The following is a 24,505-nucleotide window of genomic DNA, read 5'->3' as shown; positions in this document are numbered from 1 at the left end:
AATTAAATACTACGCTACCGTTTATAGTATTTGTGTAAAAAGTATTACTTAATTTACATTAACAATACAATTCACCATCTACTCTTAGTGATTCATTTGCGCTTTGATCAAGTCACCAATAGTTTTAGGACCATTGTCTTGACCAGCAGCAGCTGTTTTCAGATTTGCAACAGCTTCTTTCTCTTCAGCTTCGTCTTTCGCTTTGATAGACAAGTTGATAGAGCGAGATTTACGATCTACATTAATGATCTTAGCTTCAACTTCTTGACCAACTTCAAGGAATTTAGTCGCATCTTCAACGCGGTCGCGGTTGATTTCAGATGCTTTAAGAGTTGCTTCAACTTCATCAGCTAACTTAACAGTAGCGCCTTTAGCGTCAACTGCAGTTACAGTACCTTTAACAAGCGCACCGCGTTCGTTAGCAGCTAAGAAATCGTTGAACGGATCGCTGTTCAATTGTTTGATGCCAAGGCTGATACGGTTGCCTTCAGCATCTACAGACAGGATAACTGCTTCAACAGTGTCACCTTTCTTGTAACGACGGATAGCTTCTTCGCCTTGTTCGTTCCAAGAGATGTCAGACAAGTGAACTAGACCATCGATACCACCTGGTAATCCGATGAAGATACCGAAGTCAGTGATTGACTTGATAGTACCAGATACTTTTTCACCTTTATCGTGGTTCTTAGCAAACTCTTCCCATGGGTTAGCACGAGTTTGTTTGATACCAAGAGAAATACGACGACGTTCTTCGTCCACTTCAAGAACCATAACGTCAACTTCGTCACCGATCTGAACAACTTTAGATGGGTGGATGTTTTTGTTAGTGTGGTCCATTTCTGAAACGTGTACTAGACCTTCAACGCCTTCAGCGATTTCTGCGAAACAGCCGTAGTCAGTCAGGTTAGTTACGCGAGCTTTAACGATAGAACCTTTAGGATAACGGCTCATGATCGCTAACCATGGATCTTCACCTAATTGTTTAAGGCCTAAAGATACGCGGTTACGTTCGCGGTCGAATTTAAGTACTTTAACAGTAACTTCTTGACCCACTTCAACAACTTCTGATGGGTGCTTGATACGTTTCCAAGCCATGTCAGTGATGTGAAGAAGACCGTCGATACCGCCAAGGTCAACGAACGCGCCGTAATCAGTAAGGTTCTTAATAGTACCAGTAACTGTTTGACCTTCTTCAAGCTGAGCAAGAAGAGCTTCACGGTCAGCTGAAGATTCAGCTTCCATAACAGCACGACGTGAAACAACAACGTTGTTACGTTTAGCGTCAAGTTTGATTACTTTAAATTCTAACTCTTTGCCTTCTAAGTGAGTAGTATCACGAATAGGACGAGTGTCAACTAAAGAACCTGGAAGGAACGCACGAACTGGACCGATGTCAACAGTGAAACCGCCTTTAACTTTACCAGAGATAACACCAGTAACGATTTCGCCGTCTTCAAAGATTTTTTCAAGTTTAGTCCAAGTCTCAGCGCGTTTAGCTTTTTCGCGAGAAAGAACTGTTTGACCCATACCATTGTCAAGTGCTTCAACAACTACGTCTACAGTGTCGCCAACTTGAACTTCAAGTTCGCGCTGTTCATTTAAGAACTCAGCACGGTCAACAACGCCTTCAGATTTAAGGCCAGTGTCAACAGTTACCCAATCAGAGTCGATGCTTACTACAACGCCTTGGATGACTGCACCCTTTTCAACGTTGAGGTTTAATTCGCTTTCTTCAAAGAGGGCTGCAAAAGATTCGGTCATGATATATCCGATAAAGTCAGCGGTCTTGGATCAGACAAGGCCGGTTTAATTAAGCGTCTACATAGTCCATATAAAACTGATCAAGCTATGCATCTGCTGAAATAATAGGGTTATTGAGCTAATTGCTGATCCACATACGTGGTCATCAGCTTAAATACTTCATCGATATTCAAATCTGAACTGTCGATGATGTAGGCATCAGCAGCAGGTTTGAGCGGAGCGACAGTGCGTTCCATATCTCGTTTATCCCGCGCTTCGATATTAGCTAAAATGTCGTTTATTTTAACATCCAGCCCCATACCCTGCAACTGCTTTACACGTCTTTGCGCACGGGATTCAGCCGAAGCTGTCAAATAAATCTTAGCTTGTGCATCTGGGAAGATACTGGTCGCCATATCGCGGCCATCTGCCACTAGACCAGGAGCTTGAGCAAAAGCATGTTGACGGGCCACCATAGCAGTTCTAAGTTCAGGAATTGCAGCAACTTTTGAAGCATACTCACCCACCCGTTCGGTACGGATAGTTTGGGAGACATCTTCACCATTCAGCCATACCTGAACACCTGATTCAGTGCTGAAAAATTGGATATCCAAATTTGTTGCAATTTGTACGCATTCAGCCAGTTGAGTATCCAGTTCATCGAGTAAATTATGGTGATGCAATGACAGTCCTAATAAACGATACAAAGCCCCTGAATCCAGTAAATGAAAATGGTAGTGTGCTGCCAGTTTTGCAGCCAGTGTGCCTTTGCCAGATCCACTTGGACCATCAATGGTAATAATTTGAACTGTCATTACTTTCCCGTTATTTATACAGATTTTGCAAGTTTTGCGAGGCCTAGTTTAATCCCTGTCTTGAGCTGTGCAAGAATTAATTTACTGACAAATGGAAGACGTGCCTGCAATTCTATCGTATAAGTCACCAGACTTTTGTTATCGTCCAATGCTTCAAATTCAATAATACCCAAATGATGTTTAATCAAAGGATTCTTTACGATCTTGTATTCAATACGGGAGTTCGGCTCTAGCAAGGTAATTTGCTCTTTTAGCGGCTTGACTGGACCTAAACCCATACTACGCACAGAACCCACACCATCTGGGCGCTCAGGGTCTGCCGAATCCTTAATCCGTTCCACCTGCATTGGTGCAAAAGCCACGTTATAAGCATCGTGTTTAGACAGCAATTCAAAAACCTTATCAATCGCTGCTGGGAATTCTTTTTTTACCTGAATCGCATTTTTCATTTTTCTTTTTCCTGAAAATAAATGATTTTAAAGTGAGCAAAGTTTAACGAATTAGATTCGATTTATTTATGAGCATTCAGTAATTTTTCTTGCAATTTCAGCTGACGTTTTTGTTCACGACGCAACTTGAAAAATGCACTGAGCTGTTCAGCACACTGCTGCTGCATACAGCCCGAGTCAAATGGAAATACATGATTATAGTAGCCGGTCTCAAAAAGCTTGCGTGCACTCACCAAAGAACCTGCTTTAGGCTCAGTTGTACCAAAAACGACCCGCGAAATACGCGAATGCACCAATGCCCCTACACACATGGTGCACGGTTCCAGAGTTACATAGAGGACAGCATCTTCAGGCAGGCGGTAGTTTTTTAGGCTCTGACAGGCTTCACGTAATGCTACGATTTCAGCATGTGCAGTCGGATCATTTAAAGAAATTGGCGCATTGTAGCCACGGCCAATAACCTGATTTTGGCTGACAATCACAGCACCTACAGGAATTTCACCCTGCTCAGCAGCAAGTGCAGCCTGCTCATAAGCAAGCTGCATCCAGTATTCATCGGTAAATTGTGTTTCGGACATTCAGACTTAAATCACACCATAGTGTTTGAGTAGCTCATTCCAGCTTTCAATAGTGGTTACCGGTGGATTCTGAGACAGAATGCCTTTCAAGCTTAAATCACTGCCTTTTTGCCATTCTGGAGACAGGTCTTTATCAACCAGACGTGCACGCACGCCTTCAACAAAGTCAGGATGACGGATTTTCCAGTCTGAAATCTGGGTTTCCAGTTCGAAAATTTCATTCCAGGAATGAACCTGTTTACCCCATTGCCATAATAACCAGCTTAGAGCAGCGGTTGCAGGTGAACCTTTTTGCAGGTTTTCGCTGGCCTGACGCAACCAGTCACTGCGCGCATCACTTAAACCAATAATCGATTCATAATCGTGCTCGAAGTTTACGCCACGACATACACTGTGGATTACATCCAGTGAGTTTTGCAAAGGACCCGGGCCTACCGGACGGTGCATGCTATTCAAGGTGTCATCAATCGCACGGAAATCCCCAGCTGGATAATGTTCCCAGTCTATATTTACGACCTTATCTAATACTGAATCACGCTGTGCATCACAGATATGAGTCGCCCAGCCAATACCGTAAGCACCCGCAGCAGTCATAATGGAACCCGTTAAACCTGTAAACAGGCCAATCGCTCCACGGTCTGCTAGGAAGCGGGTCGCACCCACATCTGGATATAAACCAATATTAATCTCAGGCATGGCCAGACGTGAATACGGCGTCACCAAACGGAATGGAGCCGCCATAAACAGGCCTAAACCACCACCCATAACATAACCTTCACCCCACACCAATACCGGCTTGGCATAGTTATGCAGTAATAAATCTAGCGCATATTCCTGTTCAAAAAACTTATTGGCGGTTGCCACTTCATCATTAATTACTAACTGACGCAGCTTACGTACATCGCCACCGGCACAAAATGCTTTCGGGGTAGTTGAATCCAGCCAGATCGCTTTTACGCTGTCATCTGTATGAAAGTCCTGAAAGACTTCTAGCAATGCTGAAACCAGAGATTCATCTAAAGCGTGTAATGATTTTGGACGATTCAGGCGAACAATGCGCCAGCCATTATTGGCTTGTTCAACAATCAGGTCCGGATGGTAAGGTGTAGTTACAGGAGAATAAGTCATGCGTCCAGCTGCCAATCTATAGGCTCAATGCCATGTTGTTTGAGATAATTATTCGTTTTCGAAAAAACTTTACAACCAAAAAAACCACCCCGGTTTGCTGACAAAGGCGAAGGATGTGCTGCCTTTAAGACCAGGTGTTTATTTTGATCAATGCGCTGTCCTTTACGCTGTGCGTATGCGCCCCAAAGAATAAAAACGATATGTTCACGTTGTTCATTCAATACATCAATGACGTGATCTGTGAATTCTTCCCAGCCACGTTTCTGATGTGAAGTTGGCTGTGCTGCCTCTACAGTCAGTACAGCGTTGAGCAGAAGTACACCCTGTTCCGCCCAATGAGTTAAATCACCATGTTTAGGGATTTTTACGCCTAAATCATTATGTAACTCATGAAAAATATTACGTAAAGATGGAGGTAATGCAACCCCTTTTTGCACCGAGAAGCTTAAACCATGCGCCTGATTCGGGCCATGATAAGGGTCCTGACCAATGATGACCACTTTGACCCGGTCTAATGGCGTTGTATTCAAAGCATTAAAAATCAGGTGATTCGGTGGATAAATCACCTTGTCTGCTTTTTTTTCTTCAATTAAAAATGTTTTTAACGCATCCATTTTCGGGCTCAGTAAAAACTCACTGAGTCCATATTTCCAGCTGTCATCTAACTGAACTTTATTCAGTTTCGCAATTTGCTGTTCATTTAAAGACATGCTTCAATCCTAAATCTATGTCAGTCTGCGTTTATATTTGAATTTTTAAGGCTGGACTTGCAGATCCACAGCCGGGTTATGAAATGGAAGACCCTGTTTCAGTTTCGTAAACATCTCTGAATCTGTCCATTCTGCCCGGACCTGCTCCGAGAATTCAATCTGTTCCAGGCTAAGTGAACCCATCTGTTCATTCTGGATATCTTCCAGGAAGCTTTGCGCATAGCCCGTATCAGTTTCATGGACAATCACAGAGTAAACTTCAACATCCCCTTCACCATTCTGAGTAATGGTGGATGCCAATACCTGCTGAGCCAAGAAGAAGAAAATACGTGAAAACTGTTCTGCAGACGGTGAAACTGGCAAAGATACCCAGCGTGCACTAAAGTTTTTACATGCCTGAATATATTCAGGATCATCTTTTTGCCAGAAGCAGATCGCATGGTCAAAAGAATCAAAGAAATCCTTAATCACCCCTTTGAGCAGACCAAAATCATATACCATCTGGCCATGATCCAACTTCGACGCTTTCAGCAATAACTCAACTTTATAACTGTGACCGTGGATCGAACGTTTACACCGATCCGAGGTGCAGTTACGCACAATATGAGCATTTTCAAACTTAAATAACTTACGAATTAACATATGCCGTAATGTCGTCAAAAAATAGGTGAATTAATTTCAATTATAAAGCAAAAGTAAACCTATGAGGATTAATTTTGCAGTTCATCATGATAGGGAAAAGGGATTAAGGCTACGCGAATTAAATTCAAGAAATGAGAGCATTCTAAAATGATGATATTTTAAAAAGGCGCCATGCTTCGATAGGCAACATAAACCTTCTTGTCCTGCCGCACCAGATCACTACTAAACTGACGTTTACGTTCACTCAGCATCACTTCGATACGTGCTTTAAAGTGATTAGATTGCACTCCAAGCAGGTTATTAAACAGGTTATGTTTGGCTGCATCCACCTGAGCAAAGGGTTCTAGTGTCCAGAGATCAGCCACATTGGAAAAATATTCCAGATTCGCCTGACGGTGATCCAGCAATTGCTGCACAGCATTCACATCCAGCTTTTCATCCATGCTCGCCAAAAGAAATGCAGATGCGGTATTAATATTGACCTTAGTATCTGCTACAGACGCAGTACTTAGATAAGGTGCAATTAATTTGTACTTGTTTTCTTCAAAGCCTCGTACCAATTTCAGCTCTTCAACGCTATGAAATTTGGCATTCGGAGGCAGAGAACCATTCGGCAATCCCTGATAATAAATGGACTCTGCACCCATTGGTCCACTCGGCATTTCATCTTCATCCTGCCAGTCGATCACGGCTTCACTCAACTGCTCTGGCAAACCAGCACGTTTTAATATCAACTCAAACCAGGCTTTAGCATTTTCATTCACTGTGCCTTCTGCTGTAATCAGGCTATTTAAATTAAACTTACCCGACTCATCTTGCAATATTCCCGAGACATAGCCATCTTCAACCGGAAAAGCCGGCATCGGCTGCGCCCAGGTTTCATTTAAATGATCAACTTCTGCTGCATTCTCGGCGTCATCGACCAGCAATTCAGAAAAAAACGCTTCAGCACTTTTGGCATACATCAAAGACTGGTTTTGTCGCATTAAATAAGCGGTACTTTCAGCAGTTGCAGCCTGACGTTTAGCAATAGTCGCAGCCAAAATAGTTGCAAGAGCCACCATCACTAGAATGGTAATCAGAGCAATCCCCTTCTGCTGTTTGATCATCATTGCTTTGTTCTTCTGCATTTTATTATTCTTTGTCAGGTTAACTTTTGGGCTTCAAGCAGGAAATCTGTATTCAATAAACTGAAAATCCACTCATAACTGACCCCATTAACCATTAAGTTGATTTTAATGCCTTTAGGCAGACGTTGTTTTTGCTCAACCTGATTTAAATCAAAAGATGAGTCTGGCCATTGGATCAATTCGTTCGGATTAAGCACTACGATCTGAAACTGCTCAACATCGGACAACAACACACTGGATTCAGGTTGATCACGACCGGTCTGGTTTAAATTTCGGTATTTCAAGCGATATAGTTTTTGTTCATCTGCCCGGTACTGATATTCAACCCGTTCATCTGGAGAAGTCCCCTCTTCCAAAGGATCGGTAACTCCAGTCTTACTAAAGTTAAAACGCCCGTTTTGCAAAACCAGTGCCGGCTGAATATCACCATTAATATTGGCCGTTAAAGGCACCGCCTGTACCGTATCACGCAAGATCTGCTGATAAGTATCTTGCAACTGACTTAAGCGCTGTTCATGCACCGCATTACGGTCTTTGGTTTGTATAATATAATCAAATACTTTCCAGCCTAGAGCAGACAGTACGGCGAAAATAGCAATAGCAACCAGTAGTTCGACCAGCGTAAATCCCTTTGACTTCATGGCGCTTCATTCATCCGGTGATTAAAGAACATCAAGCTGCTAATTCCATTTTCTGCCTGACCAGTTTCAGTGTTGACCAGACTCACCTGTAATTCAATACGTTGTACATTAGGACTTACAGTAGGCTCACTGCGCTTATCAATTTGCCAGGTTTCGCCCTGCTGGGTGAGTTGTTTAGATTCAGTACCAGTGAGCCACTGCTGATTGATTTCCATCAGTGCCGCTTCATTCAAGGCAACAAACTGGGCTTGGGTTCTCAAAATGGCATTCGAAGTCGATTGGGTATATTGCATGGCAACTTTAGTCAGGGTCATGGCTGCTGTGGCAAAGATCGCCAGCGCCACCATCACTTCCAGCAAGGTAAATCCTGAGGCACGCTTAAGTCGAGTAATCCTCGACCTGAGCGGCATTGTCGCGCAAGAAAGTCCAAAAGCTATGCTTGAGGAGCCGCGATGAGTGAAATGCTGTTTCATCGCTGCGCAAGACGAAGAGCTATACTCGGAGTGCGCACGATCAGCATTTGACTTAAATGGCTTGATTACATCAGCTCCGGCACTCTGCTTGAAAACCCTAGCTTTCATGGACTTTACCCAAGTGATCAATTTCAATCGGATTGCCCACTTCACGATCTTCCAGATAGAACTGGATTCTGACCGGTTTAACTTCACCATTACCCAACCAGATCAGCTGGGGTGCATTGGCTTCAGTGAGATCCCGATTTTGGGCATTATTATAACGCTGCTCTAAAGGCTGAATCCGGAAAGAGACCTGCTCCGGTAAACTGCGCAGATTAAACTCCGCATAATTTTGCCATTTCTGCTGATTTAAAGTTGATTCTGCCTGATTAGGTGAACGATATTCCACGACCCCGTAGCGAAATGGTGAAACATCAGTGACAGCCTGAACATCAAGCGCAAGAATACGGGATTGATCATTAGCTTCCCGCAAGATCCGCTGCAAATCCAGTAACAGGACTTCCCGCGCCTGCATTGCCTTGCGCTGATCTACCCCACCAATATTCAATACAACTAGTGATGCCATAATACTCATAATCACAATCACCACCATCACTTCGATTAGAGTGAATCCACGAATGGAGGCATGATGTGATCTGATCATAGGCAACTCTTAGGCGAACTGCTCGGCAGGATGGACCTGTTTCGGTAAAGCTAAAGCTTGATCAATAAGGGCAACGCGCAAGGTATCGCGTGAACCAAGATAGCGCTGGTAGAAACTGGAGTTAAGAATAGCAGCTGCACCATGGGTCAATGACCAGATTGAGGCCAGATAATCACGCACCGACATGTTGCTATTGATCGAAGCCAGATAGCTTTCAGTCATACGGATAATCAGACGTAAGCGCTGTTTTCGAACCTGATAAAGTTCGCTAAACAGGTGCTGAATTCCAACACCTGTTGTAGAAAGACGTTCTTCAATCTGATGAAAAAGGACAGTACGTTCAGGGTGATGCAGATGGTGCAACATAAAGAAAGCCAGATGTTCAGGAAAAGCCTTGTCACTATCCTGAATCATTTCCAGCAACATGCGCTCATTACGGATAATCAGCAGCATGTACAATTCATCTTTACTCTGAAAATGCTTGTAAAGAGTGCCTTTGGCCAGATCCAATTCTGCTGCCAGTGCATCCAGGGTCATCCCGGCTTCACCATTTTCTAGCAGTAATTGTTCTGCGACTTGAAAAATCAAGGTTTCTCTTGCTCGAAACTGAGCCTGACGATCCATCTTCACCCTATAACTCTCTTGTACTCTTATCTAACTTTATTTACTTCGAATTCAGAAGATTCTCAAAGTTCTGCTTTGTGATATAAGCCATTTCTTCTAGCGACTTATCATATACATCGCAAAGGGCTTTGGCTACATAAGGAACGTATTTTGGTTCATTAGATTTGCCACGATATGGCATTGGAGCAAGGTAAGGACTATCCGTTTCGATTAAAACACGATCAAGTGGAACCTGTTTGGCAACGTCACGCAAATCCTGGGCATTTTTAAAAGAAACAATACCGGAGAAAGACACATAGTAACCGCAGTCTAAAACAGCTTTAGCGGTTTCCCAGTCTTCGGTAAAACAGTGCAAAATGCCATGGGTAGATTTCTCTGCACGAATAATATCAACCGTGTCATGCTTGGCAGAACGGGTATGCACGACGACAGGTTTTTTCACGATTTGTGAGGCATGGATATGGCGTGCAAAACAGTCTTTCTGCTCGGCAATAAAATCAGTACTGTGATAATAATCGAGTCCTGTTTCACCCAACGCCCAGACTTTTTCTGGCTGTGCCAGTTCAACCAGATATTCAGTAGTCGCACGTGCCATTGTCGCGACATCTTCGCAAGGATGTACACCGACGGTATAACCGACATCAGGATGACGGGCCGCGATTTTAGCCAGCTCGATATGATCATCCAGATCCACCGAGATACTCATAAACTTGGATACGCCTGCTTCACGGGCCTGAACAAGCGCCTGATCCAGATCACCATTATAAGGTGTTAAATCGAGCAGTGTTAAATGACAATGAGTATCTACAAACACAATGAGTTCCTACCGAAGGTAAATTAACTACATAGTGTAACTTTTACGTCCATCAGATTTAAGACCTGCAACCAGACGATCTGCTTCATTTTTGAAGAAAACGCCTTTTTCACCGGTGAGCTGAATCCCAAAACCTTGTGGCTTGATGCCATTCTGCTTTTGAGATATCCAGATTACTTTTCCGGTTAATGGAATTTTCTGCGTCTGTTCAGGTAAAGTCGTCAAAACAAATACTTCTTCACCCAGCTTGACTGGTTGCTTGGAAGGAATAAAAAGTCCACCACCTACAACATATGGCATATAACTGGCAAATAACGTTTCAATATCCGGAATATTGGCCTGAATAATACCGCCCATACGTGGTTGCATCTTGTTTTCCCCTTAAGCTAAAGATTCATCAGCTTGATACACAATTCATCGAGCACCAGATTACTTTGTACGTTCTGCTCAAGATATTGTTTGGCTCGCTGAAAATCCTCATAAATTTCAAAAAGTGTTTCCAATGAATATTGTTCGGCCAATACATTAAAGTCCAGATCAATGTTTTTTACGGCCTGATTTAGCTTGACACAAATTAAATCGGACAACAAGTATTCAAACATTTGACCAAATTCACCAAAACTCAGGCTTTTATTCCATTTAGTCGCAATTGCCATGGGCATATTTTTTTGAATAGCCAGTTTTTTCCAGTCTTCTATGAATTCCTGACGTAGTGGCAGCCATGAACTTTGTGCAACCTCAACCGCTTGCAAAGGCATCTGATTGGATAAATTCATCAATAACTGCTGCTGGCTCGAACCTGCTTCAGGTAATTGCACTTCTACATATTCACTGAATTGCACTGATGAAATCCGGTCCAAAGCAAAATGCTGTAAACGGCTGCGAATAGTTGCAGGCAATTTCAGATAATGATCCGCAAGTAAAATGATGACAATATTTTCACCCGGTTCTTCCAGAGTTTTCAGCAAGGCATTAGAAGAGGCAATATTTAATGCTTCAGCGGGTTCAATGACAATGACGCGCCAGCCATCCACGGTCTGCTGTACAAAAGGCAGAAGATCACGGATTTTTTCAATTTTAATTTTGGCATTCTGTTTTTTATTATCTTCATCAGTACTGATATAGACGTAATTCGGATGGGTATCCGCTTTCAGCCACTGACAACTACCACACTCACCGCATGGGCCATCAGGCTGACGATTTAGGCATAAAACCCAGGCTAGAAACTGTTGGGCAAAGGCTTCTTTACCACAGCCTTTTTTTCCATAGAACAATAAACCATGCCCAAGCTTAGGAAAACGCCCGGTTAGCGTATCCCAAACCTGTTGCTGCCATGGATAAATCTGTGCATTGACATCAAGCGGCATGGAGAATTCTCAAATTAAGCAAAAGAAGATGGATCCATCTGGTTCAAGCGGTCCAGATCTTCCTGCGTATCGACACCTGGCGGTAAATTGGCTTCTGCCACAGCAATGGCAATACGGTGACCATTTTCCAGTACACGTAACTGTTCTAAAGATTCCAGTTTTTCCAGCACACCTATTTCCCAGGTTACATATTCCTGTAGCAGTTTTACTCGGTAAGCATATAAACCCAAATGACGATAAGCCCGATCATGCAGTTTTTGTTCAGTCAGCTTTGCACCATCACGGTCATAAGGAATCGTAGCACGACTAAAATACAATGCCTGATTGTGCTTAGACATCACAACCTTAACGATACTGTCACGCTTAAATTCCTCTAAATGATGAATTGGCTCACATAGAGTCGACATTGAGCAAGCTGGCTGATCTTCTAAGAGTTGCGCGACCTGTTTAACTAACTGGGCTGGCAATAAAGGTTCATCACCCTGTACATTCACGATAATGTCATCACTCGCCCAGCCCTTGATTCGAGCTACTTCACTTAGACGATCCGTACCTGATGGATGATCTGCTGAAGTCAGGACCACATCAACGCCTTCAGTACGGCAGACTTCAGCAATACGCTCATCATCTGTCGCCACACACAGGTCATCAAAGCCTTGTACTTTTTTAGCCTGATCCACGACACGCAGAATCATTGGACGACCATGGATTTCCAGCAAAGGTTTACCCGGCAAACGTGAACTGGAGAAGCGTGCAGGAATAACTATATGTTTCATCGTAAATAAACCTTAGGAAATAGAAATACCCTGTTGCTCTAATTGCTGCTGCAAAATTGCATAACAGGCAGGTGACAAGACTGCATCGACCGGCACCACCCAGATATCGCGCTGATAATCTGGATACTGTTTAAGTAATGCCATAATTTTAACTGCATCTTTTTCAGTAGTAATAATCGGACTATTGTCATCGAATTGCAGATCTTCAATTTCATAATCATGATGGTCTGGAAATTCGTGACACTGAAATTGCTGCAGCCCCAGATGTTCTAGCGTTTGATAAAAACGCTGCGGAAAACCGATGCCGACTACTGCATAAAAAGCCGCAGTTGGATCAAAGCTTTTGATGACATCCTGATTTAATAGATAGGGCTGAGAGGCTGCAAGATGCATATGCAAAGGCGAAACTGGATTTGCTGCATGTTCAATCACGGTACCTTTTTCCAACCGGGTAACGGGTTCACGCAGATAACCTTCAGGTAAAAGTTTCTGGTTACCCAAGCCTCGGTTATTATCCAGCACAATCCATTCAATCTGCCGATTTAAAGCCCAGTGCTGCAAACCGTCATCACAAATAATTAAATCCAGTGCATGCTTTTCTAGCAGAAGCTCAATGCTCTTCTGGCGATTTGGCCCCACAGCCATCGGCACACCAGTCGCTTGGACAATTAAGGCTGGTTCATCCCCTACCACTTCAGGCAAGGTATTTAAATCGACATAAGCAGGAAAAGGACCTTTACCACCATAACCTCGGCTGATCACACCAATCCGTAAGCCTTTTTCATTAAGGTAATCCACCAGATGAATCAGTAAAGGTGTTTTACCACTCCCACCTACGGTAATATTTCCAATCACCATTACTGGAATAGGTGCGGTATAACTTTTCTTGATCCCTTTACGGTAAAGCCAGTGATTGCAGACAAAGCCCAAACGGTAAAGCCATGACAAAGGACGCAGCACAACCAGCCACTTTGCCTGTGTATTCCAAGCATCCTGAATGATCTGTGCCAAAGCCATGACTTAATGTTCCTCGAAATTACGTTGGTGCAGCTGATAATAAGCACCTTGGCGTGCAATCAGCTCAGCATGATTGCCCTGCTCTATAATACGACCTTGATCCATCACGACAATGCGATCGGCATTTTCAATTGTTGATAGACGGTGCGCAATCACAATCGTAGTCCGATCTTGCATCGCCTGATCAAAGGCACGCTGAATAAAGTATTCTGACTCATTATCCAGCGCACTGGTCGCTTCATCCAGAATCAGAATCGGTGCATTTTTCAAAATGGCACGGGCGATGGCAATACGCTGACGCTGACCACCTGACAGATTCAGACCTTGAGCACCCAGTGGCGTATCATAACCTTGTGGCAAGGCCATAATAAAATCATGGGCATAAGCTGCTTTTGCCGCTGCAATGATTTCTTCATCACTCGCATTTTCTAGCTGGCCATAAGCAATATTTTCACGAACAGTACGGTTAAACAGCACTACCTGCTGGTTTACCATCGCGATCTGGGTACGTAAAGCAGTCAATTCATAATCAGTAATCGGTTTTTGATCCAGCAAAATTTGCCCGGATGTAGCTTCCTGATAACGTACCAACAGATTCACTAGAGAGGTTTTGCCTGCTCCTGAACGTCCAACCAATGCGACAGTCTCGCCCGCTCTCACTTCCAGGTTAAAGTCATGAATCGCATGGTGACCATCGCCATAAACCAGATTGACATCTTTAAATTGAATATTGCCTTTTAAGGCATCATTGAGTTTGCCAGTATTATGCTCTTCAGGCATATCTAGCAATTCAAACACAGAATGTGCGGCCGCCATACCACGCTGAATTTTTTCATTCACATCAGTTAATGTCTTGATTGGGCGTGCCAACATGCCTGCAGCTGTAATATAAGCAACAAATTCACCCGCAGTAGTATCTCCCAGAATTTGTGGGCGCAACGCAATATACATCACGATACTGAGTGAAACTGACATGATCAGCTGTACCACTGGACTGTTCAGCTGCTGCACTGCCACCATCTTTAAGCCACGGCGTAGATTTTCCAAAGAATTCTGTTTAAAGCGTTCCTGCTCATAAATCTGACCACCAAAACCTTTGACAATCAGATTGGCATTTACAGTTTCCTGAACCACATGGTTCACATCACCCATGGTGTCCTGAACCTGTTGTGATAGCTTGCGCATCCGTTTTGAGGCTTTACTGATCACAAAACCAATCACAGGTCCAAAGATCAGAATACACATGGTTAAACGCCAGTTGGTATATAAAAGATATCCCAATAAGGCAATTGTGATCAGACCTTGCTGAATGATCGTTCTAAGTGCTTCAGTTGAGGCTGCGGTGAGCTGCTCAACGTTATACATAATTTTGGCCGTAATATGACCGCTGGTATTGTCCAGAAAATATTGCGCAGGCAAACGCAATATTTTGGCAAAGACTTCCTGACGAATATTAAATACCAGATTACGGGAGATGACCGCCGTATAATACCCACCGAGGAATAGGCCTAAGCCCCGGAAGAACATCAGTACTACCACTAAGAATGGGAAAAGTAAGGTGAAACCCTGGTCTCTGTTTTGTATCGCCTCAATGATATATTCCAGTAATTTGGCTACAGAAACTTCTGTCGCCGCATTCATAGAGAAACCAAGCAGGACAATTAAGGCTGTGCCCCAAAATGGTTTTAAATAGTTTAAAAGGCGAAGATAGACCTTAAAATCGTGCTTCACTAATAACCTCGAGTTGGTACTTTCGTACTGATGTTGACATTAACAAAGCCAAGTTGCCCTGCAACGTCCATGACACGAATAACATCCTGATGTGTCGCTTTTGCATCAGCGGCAATGACAAACATTAAATCACGACGTTCATTCGAAATCTGTTTAATTGCCGTATTTAAATCTGCTGCATCTTTACTGGCAATAGACTGACCATTCACGGCATAGTGACCATTGGCATCCACAATCACTTCAATTTTCTGGTCAAAATTCTTGGGCGGCACACCTTGCGCATCTGGAAGCGTCAGGTTCATCCGGCTCATCTGGTTAAACGTGGTTGAAAGCAACAGAAAGACCAAAATAAATAGCAGGCAATCAATCATGGGCGTCAGATTGATATGTACATCTTCCACCTGGTTACGTTTAAATTTCATGCCCCTGCTCCTAGCTTGCTTTCTTGATGCGTTCTTCTACATCATCTGAAGCATTCAAATAGAACAGGTTGGCATGAAATAAGGTTGCCTGCTGTTCAAGTTCCGCCACATATTCCTGAACCAGACGCTGGAAATAACGATGTGCAAATAAAGCAGGAATAGCAATCAACATACCCGCTGCTGTTGTGATCAGTGCTTTGGAAATACCCGGCATCATTAACACCGGGTCACTATTAGTACCGACATCAATCATTAAAAATGATTCGATAATCCCAATGACTGTACCCAACAAACCAAGTAAAGGCGCTACTGCGCTCAAAGTACCCAGAAAATTAATATTTTTTTCCAGATAGCCAATTTCCTGTGAAGCTATCACTTCCATCTGAGCACGAGCATATTGCTCAGACTGGTGACGCGCTCCAAAACCAGCAGTAAATACACGACCCAAAGTACTGTTTTTCAAAGCTGAACTCTGTTGCAGCTTTTGCATGGCTTGGTCTGCATTTTGTGCAGGACCTATCAGAAGTGAGTTGGGCAGTACCAGACTCTTTTTTAAACGAATGAAGCGCTCAACCGAGATCGCCAGCATAAATATCGAACACAATACTAGCGGCAGCATCAACCAGCCGCCTGCTTTAACCAATTCCCACATCTGATTTATTCCCCAATAAAAACAAATTTTAAATTAATTATTCATCGCCTAGGATCGAAAGAATCCCGTCCAGCTCTTCTAAAGAATGATAGCTAATGACCAGCTTGCCTTTTCCTTGCTTGTTGTAGTCAATTTTAACATCCGCACTAAAGCGCTCAGACAGACGCTGAGTCAACTGCTGAATGTCTGGCGCAATCGCTGCTTTTGGTTTTTCTGTTTTTGGTGCATTGTAGTCGCGTACCAACTGTTCGGTTTGGCGTACTGACAGGCTTTTTTCAATGACCATCTCAGCAACTTTAAGCTGATCTTTAGCCTTCAAAGTCAGGATGGCACGTGCATGTCCCATATCCAGCAAGCCCTGCTGCATAAAGTCTTTTACTTCTTCAGCCAGAGTTAGCAGACGCAGCAGATTGCTCACTGTGGTACGCGCCTTACCGACAGTATCGGCAATTTCCTGATGGCTTAAACCAAACTCGTCATGGAAACGCTGCAAAGCCATCGCCTGATCAATCGGGTTCAGGTCCTGGCGCTGAATGTTTTCGATTAAAGCTAATGCAATTGCGACCTGATCATTCAGCTCACGCACAATCGCAGGAACTTCAGTCAGGCCTGCCAGTTGTGCCGCACGCCAACGACGCTCACCCGCAATAATCTCGTATGGATAGCGTTCATCATCGACCGGACGGATCACGATCGGTTGCATGATACCATGCTTTTCAATCGATGCTGCCAGTTCCTGCAGATCCTGCTCATTGATATAGCGACGTGGCTGATATTCACCACGTTTCAGCAGATTGACATCAATCTGTTTCAACTGACCATGATCAAGACCTTGTGCTTCGAGTTGTAATTTTTCTTTTTGAATTGATCCTAGCAAGGCATCTAAACCACGACCTTTGGCGAGTCCACGTTTCTTGACGGTCATGCTTTACTTCCTTTTTTCACTTTGCTTTTCTTTAATACTTCAGCTGCCAGATTTAAGTAAGCAACTGCACCCTTTGAACTTTTTTCAAAATAAATCACTGGTAGACCATGTGCCGGCGCTTCAGCCAGACGGATATTACGTGGAATCACGGTTTCATAAAGTTTTTTACCAAAATATTGTTCCAACTCTTCCGAGACATCACGGGTCAAGGCATTTCGAGCATCATACATGGTACGCAATACACCCACGATCTGTAGGTCTGGATTAAGTGCCTGCTGAATGCGGTCAATGGTTTGTGTCAGATCAGCCAGACCTTCCAATGCATAATATTCGCATTGCATCGGGATGATGACACCATCCACCGCTGCCAATGCATTCACGGTGATCAAGCTTAAGCTTGGTGCACAATCAACAATGATATAGTCGAATGAGGATTCAATTTCCTGCAAAGCTTCACGCAAAATGAATTCACGGCCTTTTTGCTCGGCAATCGCCAGCTCCACACCAGCCAGATCACGGTTTGCCCCTAAAACCTTATATCCGACTTCAGCTTTAGTAATCGCAGTTTCAATCGGCACTTCACCTAGCAATACATCAGTCACTGAATACAGCAGGTCATTTTTCTGAATCCCCGACCCCATGGTCGCGTTACCTTGAGAATCCATATCCACAAGCAAAACGCGTTTTTTTAACACAGCGAGAGATGCCGCCAAATTTACTGCGGTTGTGGTTTTACCGACACCACCTTTCTGGTTGGCAATCGCAATAATTTGTGCCATGTTGACCCCGATCCTTCAAAAATTTTAAATACGTTTTAATAGAAGTAAATGACGTTGTTCGTCCAAGCGCGGAACCTTCAGTTCAATAATCTGACAGCTAAATTCATCTTTTAACGCTGCCACTTCCTCTTCAGGAATCAAACCTTTCATGGAAGCAATAATACTCTGCTCATGCATATACGGTTTAGATGCATTCACAAAATCTGTCAATGAAGCAAATGCACGACTGGTAATCACATCAAACTGACCCAGCTCATTGATACTGTCTTCATTTTCCACACGGGTTTGTACTGCAATGACATTTTTTAATTTTAGGTCTGCAATAAACTGCTTCAGGAAACGAATTTTTTTACCGTTTGAATCCAGTAGTACACATTCACGCTCAGGCTGACATAAAGCAATGATCATGCCCGGCATACCACCACCAGTCCCGATGTCGAGCAAACGACCTGCAGGCAAATCCTTTAGAATACTCAAACTGTCAAGCAGATGCTTAACTAGCATTTCCTTAGGATCACGAATTGCAGTCAAATTGTATGCTTTATTCCACAGCACCAAAGCGTCCTGATACTTGAGTAATAAATTTAAAGCTTCATCAGACAGCTCTAAACCTAAAGCCTGGCTACCCTGCTTTAGTTCTTGAAAAAACGTGTGCATAAACAATCAATGCTCGAAAAAGTTAAGTGGAAGTATACCGTTTTCTCTATATTGGCACAGTAGGGAGTGCCTAGTGAATATTCACTTAAGCAGACTTCCCTTCTCGGATCATTAAATCCAATGCATTCAAACGCTCAGGTGTTCCCACATCCATCCAAATACCTGTCAATTTAGAAGCAGCAATCTTTTTTTCCAGCATTGCTGCTTTTAATAGTGGTGCTAAAGGACGTTTTCCAGCCTCTAAGCCTTCAAACATTTTCGGATGAATCACTGATACACCACTAAAAGTCAGGTTTTCACCCGCCAGCTGCTGGTCAAAGGTATAAGCCTTGCCGTCTGCAAGTGTAAAATCACCGTTAGGGTGCTGCTCCGGGTTTTGTACCAAAACCAGATGTGCCAGATTTTCACCCAGCTCAACATTCAATAAAGGTGCAAAGTCCATGGTTGTCCAGACATCACCATTGACCAGAATAAAAGGCTCATCACCCAGGAGTGGTAAAGCATTAATAATGCCACCGGCTGTTTCCAGCCCTTCACCTTCATGTGACCATAAAATCTTGATACCGAACTGTGAACCGTCACCCAAGGCCTGAGCCAGTTTTTCACCCAACCAAGCCGTATTGATGACAATTTCATTCACGCCCATCGCGGCTAGTTTTTCAATATGCCAGACAATTAATGGTTTGCCGCCCACTTCCAGCAAAGGTTTTGGCGTATACAAAGTTAAAGGACGCATGCGGTTGCCCAAGCCAGCCGCGAGAATCATCGCTTTCATTTAGGCCGCTACCTCGTATGAACCATATTTTGCTTCAAAAGCTGGCATCACTTTTTCATGAATAAACCGCATAAATGGCTGTAATTCTGGATAGTCTTTGGTTTCTTCGAGCAGATACCACATCACACGTGGCAGGTCTTTTAGATAGCCAGATTTCCCATCTCGCTCAAATAGACGTACGAAAATACCTAAAATCTTGATATGACGCTGAATCGCCATCATATCCGCATCTTTTTTAAACTGTTCGAAATCACGGTCCTGTTTTGCCGCTGCTGGTAACAGGTCATAGAACACTTTAAACCAGCGATACACGCGATCTGCATTCCACTGCACATAGGCATCACGGGTAATAGAGATCAGGTCATAGGTATCAGCACCAATCACTGCATCCTGAAAATCAATCACACCCAGTTCGGTTTCATTTTCAATTTTCATCAGGTTACGGCTATGGAAGTCACGATGCACAATGACTTGTGGTTGTGCCAAAGCAGCATTCGCCAGTATCGCAAATGTGCGCTTGATCAAAGCAGATTCCGTTTCAGTAGGCTGGATTTTTAAAGCAGGCAGCATCCAGTCAGTCAGCAACTCCATTTCAGAAATAAGCTTCTCATAAGAATAAGCAGGAAACTGACCTTCTCCAGGAATGGACTGCAGCTGAATCAGCTGTTTAAAACTTTGCTCATAATAGGCATCAACCGTCTGATCATTCAGCAGATTTGATAACAGCACATCACCAAAATCTTCGAGCAGCAAAAAACCATTTTCCAGGTCTTTGGCCACGATGTGTGGAACACGTACGTCATGGGCATCAAAAAATTCATCAATCGTCACAAAAGGCACACAATCTTCTTTTTCTGGTGGTGCATCCATGAGCATAAATGTTTTATTATTCAGTTTGATTCGTGCATAACGACGAAAACTTGCATCGCCTGCTAAAAAATGTGTTTCAAATTGATCTGAACCGAGTACAGAAGCAATCCAAGATTGTATCAATTGTTCGCGTTGAGTATTCATTTGCAATAAATTCTAGTACAGGCTGAGTTTTTAAAGTGCTAAGTGTAGCTACTTATCAACTTTTTCTCTATGATGCGACAATAATTAATTGCGATAAAAGCATGATTGGTTAATGAGACAAATGAAGCATCACTTTAAAATAAACCCTCTAGCGACTGCGATCTTAACCCTTTTATGTAGTAGCTCGGTCTCAAGCTATGCTGCATCAAATGACTCATCCAATGTAAATGCGGAACAACTCAAACAGCGCATTAATGAGACCTATCCCGGTGAAGCATTCTTCTCACAATATTATGTGGATAAATCTTCACCAGAAGCACAGCAGCGTCAAGGTAAATACCTCAGTTCAGTCTATTGTGAAGGCGCCTGGGTCACTCCAATTGCACCTGATGCACCAACGATTGACCCTGAACAGGCAACTTCAACCATTACTGCAGACTATGGTCATTATAATCCGGCCGGTGATTCCTACTTAGAAGGCAATGTGGTCATTGATCAGGAAGGTCGTCAGATTCGTGCGGAACGCGTGACGATTGATCAGACTCAAACCTATGCTAAGGCAGAAGGTCAAGTCCAATTGGCCCAAGGCGGCTTGATTTCGCAAAGCGATGATATCAATTACAACCTGAAAACCCAGCAAGGTGACTTAAACAACAGTTTCTTCATTGCCGAAGAACAGCATGCGCATGGTCGTGCTGAAAAGATTGCCAAAACCTCTGACGATACGCTTGAACTGGAAAATGCCACCTATTCCACCTGTCCACCTGAACAAAAGCCGACCTGGAAAATTCAGGCAGATCAAATCAAGCTGAATCAGGAAACCGGTCGTGGTGAAACCCGTAATACCAAGCTCTATGTGAAAGATGTTCCGGTACTGGCTGTTCCTTATTTTAACTTCCCAATCGATGATCGCCGTACCACAGGGATTCTGACGCCAACTTTCGGATTTACCAATGATGGGGGTCTGGAATTGGGTATGCCGGTTTATCTTAACCTGGCACCACAATATGATGCGACTATTACGCCACGTTATATTAGTGACCGTGGTGCGATGCTGGATGGCGAGTTTCGTTATCTAACAGAAAACTATGGTGAAGGCCGGATTTGGGGTGGCTACCTGCCATCTGATGAAAGTTATAGCAATAAAGACCGTAAAGACCTGCACTTCCTGCATAACTGGCAAATCAACGATCAGTTCTCAACAAATCTTGAATATAATTACGCATCAGACAAGGACTTTTTTGCCGATCTGGATAATAACCCAGATTCAAAAACAGACCTGAACTTGCGCCGTGCTTGGGAAGTTAATTATAAAAATGGTATCCCCGGCTTAAAAGCTCAATTTAAAGTTGAAGATTTCCAGACGCTTGATCCTACCGTTCTGGATGAAGACCGTCCTTATGCGCGTTTGCCGCAGCTTTTGGTGAATTATAAGACCGGTAACCCACTGGGTTTACAATACGAATTTAATAACGATACGGCTTATTTCCAGAAAGACATCAGAAATACTGAAAATATTGATACCGGTGATGAAGCCATCTATCAACCAAGTGGTACACGCATCTATAATGATTTCTCGGTACGCTATAATCACTTTACCCCTTGGTCATTCTTCATTCCTCAGGCGACATTACGCAATATCAATACTTTCTATGATCAAGATACTATTGATCGTATTAATAATAATCAAACCAGCTCATCAAGTGAAAATCATTCTATCGTAGTGCCACAATTTACGCTGGACACCGGTTTAATTTTTGAAAAAGATGGTCGCTATTTACAGACCTTGACGCCTCGCCTGTTTTACGCTTATTCACCATATGAAAATCAGCGCAATCAGCCAAACTTTGACTCTGTCGTAGCCTCAATTAATTATGACCAATTATTTAGTGCACGCCGCTTCTATGGTAATGACCGCTTAGAAGACAATAACTTCGCTTCTTTAGGTCTTAGTTACAGTTTATTTAATGAAGAAGGTTTAGAGCGATTACGCGCCAGTGTGGGACAAAGTTTCTTCTTTGAAGATCGCCGTGTCACATTAGATCGTGAAGCAGATAAATTTGATCGTGAAAGCCATACTGGTCCAGTTATTCAGCTTAGAAGTCAGTTAAACCAAAACGTGCATGTCAACCTAAATTCTAGCTGGATGTCGAATGGCTCCAATGCCCAGCGTGATGTACAGGTTTATTATACGGGCGATCAGGGCAATCTATATAACGTAGGCTATTTCTATCGTAAAGATATTCCAAACCGCCAGGAAAGTTATGATCAGGTGGTTGGCTCATTTATCCAGCCAATTGCCAATAACTGGCGTCTAGTCGGCCATGCGCAATTTGACCTGGACAATAGTGTCGCACGTGAATATTTACTTGGCGTAAACTATGAGTCATGCTGTTGGGGAGTATCTGTCTATGGCCGCTCATACTACAATGACCTAGACGATATCAATGACCCGGATGTGAAAGCGAAACGTGCAGTGATGGCTGAAGTAACGCTTAAAGGTCTTGGCGGGTTAAGCAACAAGCTAACCTCATTACTAGAAAATCGTATTCTAGGTTTTAACAATATCAATCAAACTTGGACAGAACGTTAATGAAGACAAAACAGTTAAAACAAATTTTTAAAGCGACCGCACTTGCGCTATGTCTTTCTTCAGCGATGACGACTTTTGCTGTTGCCCAACCTAAAGATGAAGTTGTAGCTGTTGTCGACAATAGCGCTATTCTGCGTAGTGATCTGGCACAAAGCGTTGCTGAAATTTCTCACCAGTTGCAAAAACAAAACAAGCCTGTTCCACCGCAACCTTATCTTGAACAACAAGCACTTGAACAGCTAATTGTACGTCAGGCTCAACTTGAACAGGTTAAACGCTACAATATTCGTCCAGATGAAAAATCTTTAAATGAAGCAGTGCTTAAAGTAGCACGTGATTCAGGCTCCCCTAGCTTGGAAGCTTTCCAGCAAAAACTGGATGCTATCGCGCCGAATACGTATGCCTCTTTACGTAACCGTATTGCAGAAGATCTAGCACTTAGCCGTTTACGTCAGCAAGCCGTAAATTCACGTATTCAAATCAGTGATCAAGATGTTAAAAACTTCCTGAATACACCACAAGGTCAAGCTTTGTTAGGTAGCCAGGTACATGTTCTGCATTTACGTATAACTGGAGAAAATGCACAACAGGTTGCAGCACAAGTAAGAAATGACTTGAGTAGTAGCAATGATATTCAGGCGATCAGCAAAAAATATTCAACTGGCGATATTAAAGTAGATGCATCTGATATGGGTGTTCGAAACCTATCAGAAATTCCAGGAGAACTCGCTGCACGCGTTTCTACCCTGCAAGCAGGTCAAACATCAGAACTGATTCCTGCGGCAGATGGCGTGCATGTCCTGAAACTTTTAGAGCGTAAAGGTGGTGAACAAAAAGCACTGGTACCTCAATACCAGACTCGTCATATTCTGATTCAAACATCAGAAGTGGTTAGCCCGGAAAATGCCAAGCAGATGATTGATAGCTTGTATACGCGTCTTAAGCAAGGTGAAGATTTTGCAGTATTGGCGTCTACTTTCTCTAATGACACAGGTTCAGCGCGTGATGGCGGAAGTTTAGGCTGGGTCAGCCCAGGTGTCATGGTACCTGAATTTGAACAGCGTATGAAAAGTACGCCAGTGGGTCAGATAAGTGAACCATTCCAGTCACAATTTGGCTGGCATATCCTGCAAGTGACCGATACACGTCAACAGGATATGACTCAGGAATATCAGGAACGTATGGCCCGCCAGATTCTGGGTGAACGCCAGTTTGATGCTGAGCTAGATAGCTGGTTACGTGAAACCCGTAGCAATGCCTATGTAGAAATTAAAGATCCACAGCTAGATCCTAAACGCGCTCGTTAATTTAAGAGAAGAAAAGCCAGCATTATGCTGGCTTTTTTAATGACTTAATTCTTTAAATAATAAAAAGCCTCTTATTAAGAGGCTTTTTATTTCAGATCCG

Annotated in this window: 27 protein-coding genes; 2 read left to right on the top strand and 25 right to left on the bottom strand. The window is 43.2% G+C overall.

The genetic code is table 11. The annotated features are described in order from the left end of the window. Positions 1–84: 84 nt before the first annotated feature. The 25 genes from rpsA to B3143_RS01725 form a co-directional block, all read right to left on the bottom strand. On the bottom strand, positions 85–1,761 hold the full coding sequence (gene rpsA / locus B3143_RS01845) for a 30S ribosomal protein S1 (protein ID WP_004783987.1): 1,677 nt from the start codon (positions 1,759–1,761) through the stop codon (positions 85–87). A gap of 110 nt (positions 1,762–1,871) precedes the next feature. Further along, the gene (gene cmk / locus B3143_RS01840; RefSeq protein WP_034702305.1) at positions 1,872–2,555 is read right to left on the bottom strand and encodes a (d)CMP kinase; all 684 of its coding nucleotides are present in this window, start codon (positions 2,553–2,555) and stop codon (positions 1,872–1,874) included. 14 nt (positions 2,556–2,569) lie between these two features. After that, positions 2,570–3,004 carry an SRPBCC family protein gene (locus tag B3143_RS01835; protein ID WP_004783989.1) on the bottom strand — a complete coding sequence of 145 codons (435 nt, stop codon included), beginning with the start codon at positions 3,002–3,004 and terminating at the stop codon, positions 2,570–2,572. 62 nt (positions 3,005–3,066) lie between these two features. Then, positions 3,067–3,582, bottom strand: coding sequence for a tRNA adenosine(34) deaminase TadA (tadA, locus tag B3143_RS01830; RefSeq protein WP_004783990.1), 516 nt, complete (start codon positions 3,580–3,582; stop codon positions 3,067–3,069). A 6-nt stretch (positions 3,583–3,588) separates the two neighbouring features. Then, positions 3,589–4,710 (bottom strand): enoyl-CoA hydratase/isomerase family protein, encoded by a 1,122-nt coding sequence (locus B3143_RS01825; RefSeq protein ID WP_004783991.1) that lies wholly within the window; start codon positions 4,708–4,710, stop codon positions 3,589–3,591. Continuing rightward, positions 4,707–5,420, bottom strand: coding sequence for a uracil-DNA glycosylase (gene ung, locus B3143_RS01820; RefSeq protein ID WP_004783992.1), 714 nt, complete (start codon positions 5,418–5,420; stop codon positions 4,707–4,709). Before ung ends, B3143_RS01825 begins: the two co-directional genes overlap by 4 nt. 45 nt (positions 5,421–5,465) lie before the next feature. Beyond that, on the bottom strand, positions 5,466–6,062 hold the full coding sequence (locus B3143_RS01815; protein WP_034702303.1) for a 6-pyruvoyl trahydropterin synthase family protein: 597 nt from the start codon (positions 6,060–6,062) through the stop codon (positions 5,466–5,468). A gap of 158 nt (positions 6,063–6,220) precedes the next feature. Next, entirely contained in the window at positions 6,221–7,192 is a 972-nt protein-coding gene (gene gspK, locus B3143_RS01810; RefSeq protein ID WP_079281007.1) for a type II secretion system minor pseudopilin GspK, read from the bottom strand. Between the two features lie 14 nt (positions 7,193–7,206). Continuing rightward, positions 7,207–7,833 carry a type II secretion system minor pseudopilin GspJ gene (gene gspJ / locus B3143_RS01805; protein WP_034702301.1) on the bottom strand — a complete coding sequence of 209 codons (627 nt, stop codon included), beginning with the start codon at positions 7,831–7,833 and terminating at the stop codon, positions 7,207–7,209. After that, positions 7,830–8,306, bottom strand: coding sequence for a type II secretion system minor pseudopilin GspI (gene gspI / locus B3143_RS01800; protein WP_171064816.1), 477 nt, complete (start codon positions 8,304–8,306; stop codon positions 7,830–7,832). The genes gspJ and gspI overlap by 4 nt, the downstream gene beginning before the upstream one ends. 97 nt (positions 8,307–8,403) lie before the next feature. Further along, positions 8,404–8,952 (bottom strand): type II secretion system protein, encoded by a 549-nt coding sequence (locus tag B3143_RS01795; protein ID WP_004783997.1) that lies wholly within the window; start codon positions 8,950–8,952, stop codon positions 8,404–8,406. A gap of 9 nt (positions 8,953–8,961) precedes the next feature. Then, positions 8,962–9,576, bottom strand: a complete 615-nt coding sequence (locus B3143_RS01790) for a TetR/AcrR family transcriptional regulator (protein ID WP_004783998.1) — start codon at positions 9,574–9,576, stop codon at positions 8,962–8,964. A 40-nt stretch (positions 9,577–9,616) separates the two neighbouring features. Further along, complete coding sequence (locus B3143_RS01785; protein WP_034702299.1) at positions 9,617–10,390, bottom strand: TatD family hydrolase; 774 nt, start codon at positions 10,388–10,390, stop codon at positions 9,617–9,619. A gap of 27 nt (positions 10,391–10,417) precedes the next feature. Then, positions 10,418–10,759, bottom strand: coding sequence for a PilZ domain-containing protein (locus B3143_RS01780; protein WP_005236142.1), 342 nt, complete (start codon positions 10,757–10,759; stop codon positions 10,418–10,420). 17 nt (positions 10,760–10,776) lie between these two features. Further along, positions 10,777–11,757, bottom strand: coding sequence for a hypothetical protein (locus B3143_RS01775; RefSeq protein WP_004784001.1), 981 nt, complete (start codon positions 11,755–11,757; stop codon positions 10,777–10,779). Positions 11,758–11,771: 14 nt separating this feature from the next. Further along, positions 11,772–12,533: a 3-deoxy-manno-octulosonate cytidylyltransferase gene (gene kdsB, locus B3143_RS01770; RefSeq protein WP_004784006.1), complete on the bottom strand. Its 762-nt coding sequence runs from the start codon at positions 12,531–12,533 to the stop codon at positions 11,772–11,774. Positions 12,534–12,545: 12 nt separating this feature from the next. Beyond that, positions 12,546–13,550 (bottom strand): tetraacyldisaccharide 4'-kinase, encoded by a 1,005-nt coding sequence (gene lpxK, locus B3143_RS01765; protein ID WP_286712813.1) that lies wholly within the window; start codon positions 13,548–13,550, stop codon positions 12,546–12,548. 3 nt (positions 13,551–13,553) lie between these two features. After that, positions 13,554–15,281: a lipid A export permease/ATP-binding protein MsbA gene (msbA, locus tag B3143_RS01760; protein WP_004784013.1), complete on the bottom strand. Its 1,728-nt coding sequence runs from the start codon at positions 15,279–15,281 to the stop codon at positions 13,554–13,556. Beyond that, positions 15,281–15,703: an ExbD/TolR family protein gene (locus tag B3143_RS01755; RefSeq protein WP_004784014.1), complete on the bottom strand. Its 423-nt coding sequence runs from the start codon at positions 15,701–15,703 to the stop codon at positions 15,281–15,283. Before B3143_RS01755 ends, msbA begins: the two co-directional genes overlap by 1 nt. A 10-nt stretch (positions 15,704–15,713) precedes the next feature. Then, complete coding sequence (locus B3143_RS01750; protein ID WP_004784016.1) at positions 15,714–16,355, bottom strand: MotA/TolQ/ExbB proton channel family protein; 642 nt, start codon at positions 16,353–16,355, stop codon at positions 15,714–15,716. Between the two features lie 37 nt (positions 16,356–16,392). Beyond that, positions 16,393–17,280 carry a ParB/RepB/Spo0J family partition protein gene (locus B3143_RS01745; RefSeq protein ID WP_004784018.1) on the bottom strand — a complete coding sequence of 296 codons (888 nt, stop codon included), beginning with the start codon at positions 17,278–17,280 and terminating at the stop codon, positions 16,393–16,395. Then, on the bottom strand, positions 17,277–18,059 hold the full coding sequence (locus B3143_RS01740) for a ParA family protein (RefSeq protein ID WP_004784019.1): 783 nt from the start codon (positions 18,057–18,059) through the stop codon (positions 17,277–17,279). The genes B3143_RS01745 and B3143_RS01740 overlap by 4 nt, the downstream gene beginning before the upstream one ends. Before the next feature lie 24 nt (positions 18,060–18,083). Beyond that, on the bottom strand, positions 18,084–18,716 hold the full coding sequence (rsmG, locus tag B3143_RS01735; protein WP_004784021.1) for a 16S rRNA (guanine(527)-N(7))-methyltransferase RsmG: 633 nt from the start codon (positions 18,714–18,716) through the stop codon (positions 18,084–18,086). An 85-nt stretch (positions 18,717–18,801) separates the two neighbouring features. Further along, positions 18,802–19,491, bottom strand: coding sequence for an N-acetylmuramate alpha-1-phosphate uridylyltransferase MurU (gene murU, locus B3143_RS01730; protein ID WP_034702293.1), 690 nt, complete (start codon positions 19,489–19,491; stop codon positions 18,802–18,804). Further along, entirely contained in the window at positions 19,492–20,505 is a 1,014-nt protein-coding gene (locus tag B3143_RS01725) for an aminoglycoside phosphotransferase family protein (protein ID WP_004784023.1), read from the bottom strand. Positions 20,506–20,626: 121 nt separating this feature from the next. On the opposite strand from B3143_RS01725, the gene lptC reads away from it, so the two are divergent. Continuing rightward, positions 20,627–23,098: an LPS export ABC transporter periplasmic protein LptC gene (gene lptC / locus B3143_RS01720; RefSeq protein WP_004784024.1), complete on the top strand. Its 2,472-nt coding sequence runs from the start codon at positions 20,627–20,629 to the stop codon at positions 23,096–23,098. After that, positions 23,098–24,405, top strand: coding sequence for a peptidylprolyl isomerase (locus B3143_RS01715; RefSeq protein WP_004784026.1), 1,308 nt, complete (start codon positions 23,098–23,100; stop codon positions 24,403–24,405). The genes lptC and B3143_RS01715 overlap by 1 nt, the downstream gene beginning before the upstream one ends. Positions 24,406–24,505 lie beyond the last annotated feature (100 nt).

This window comes from Acinetobacter sp. UBA1496, from assembly GCF_002324975.1.
In the GTDB taxonomy this organism is placed as follows: Bacteria; Pseudomonadota; Gammaproteobacteria; order Pseudomonadales; family Moraxellaceae; genus Acinetobacter; species Acinetobacter variabilis.
Note: the sequence above shows the minus strand (reverse complement) of the source record. Positions and strands in the feature narration are given on the sequence as shown.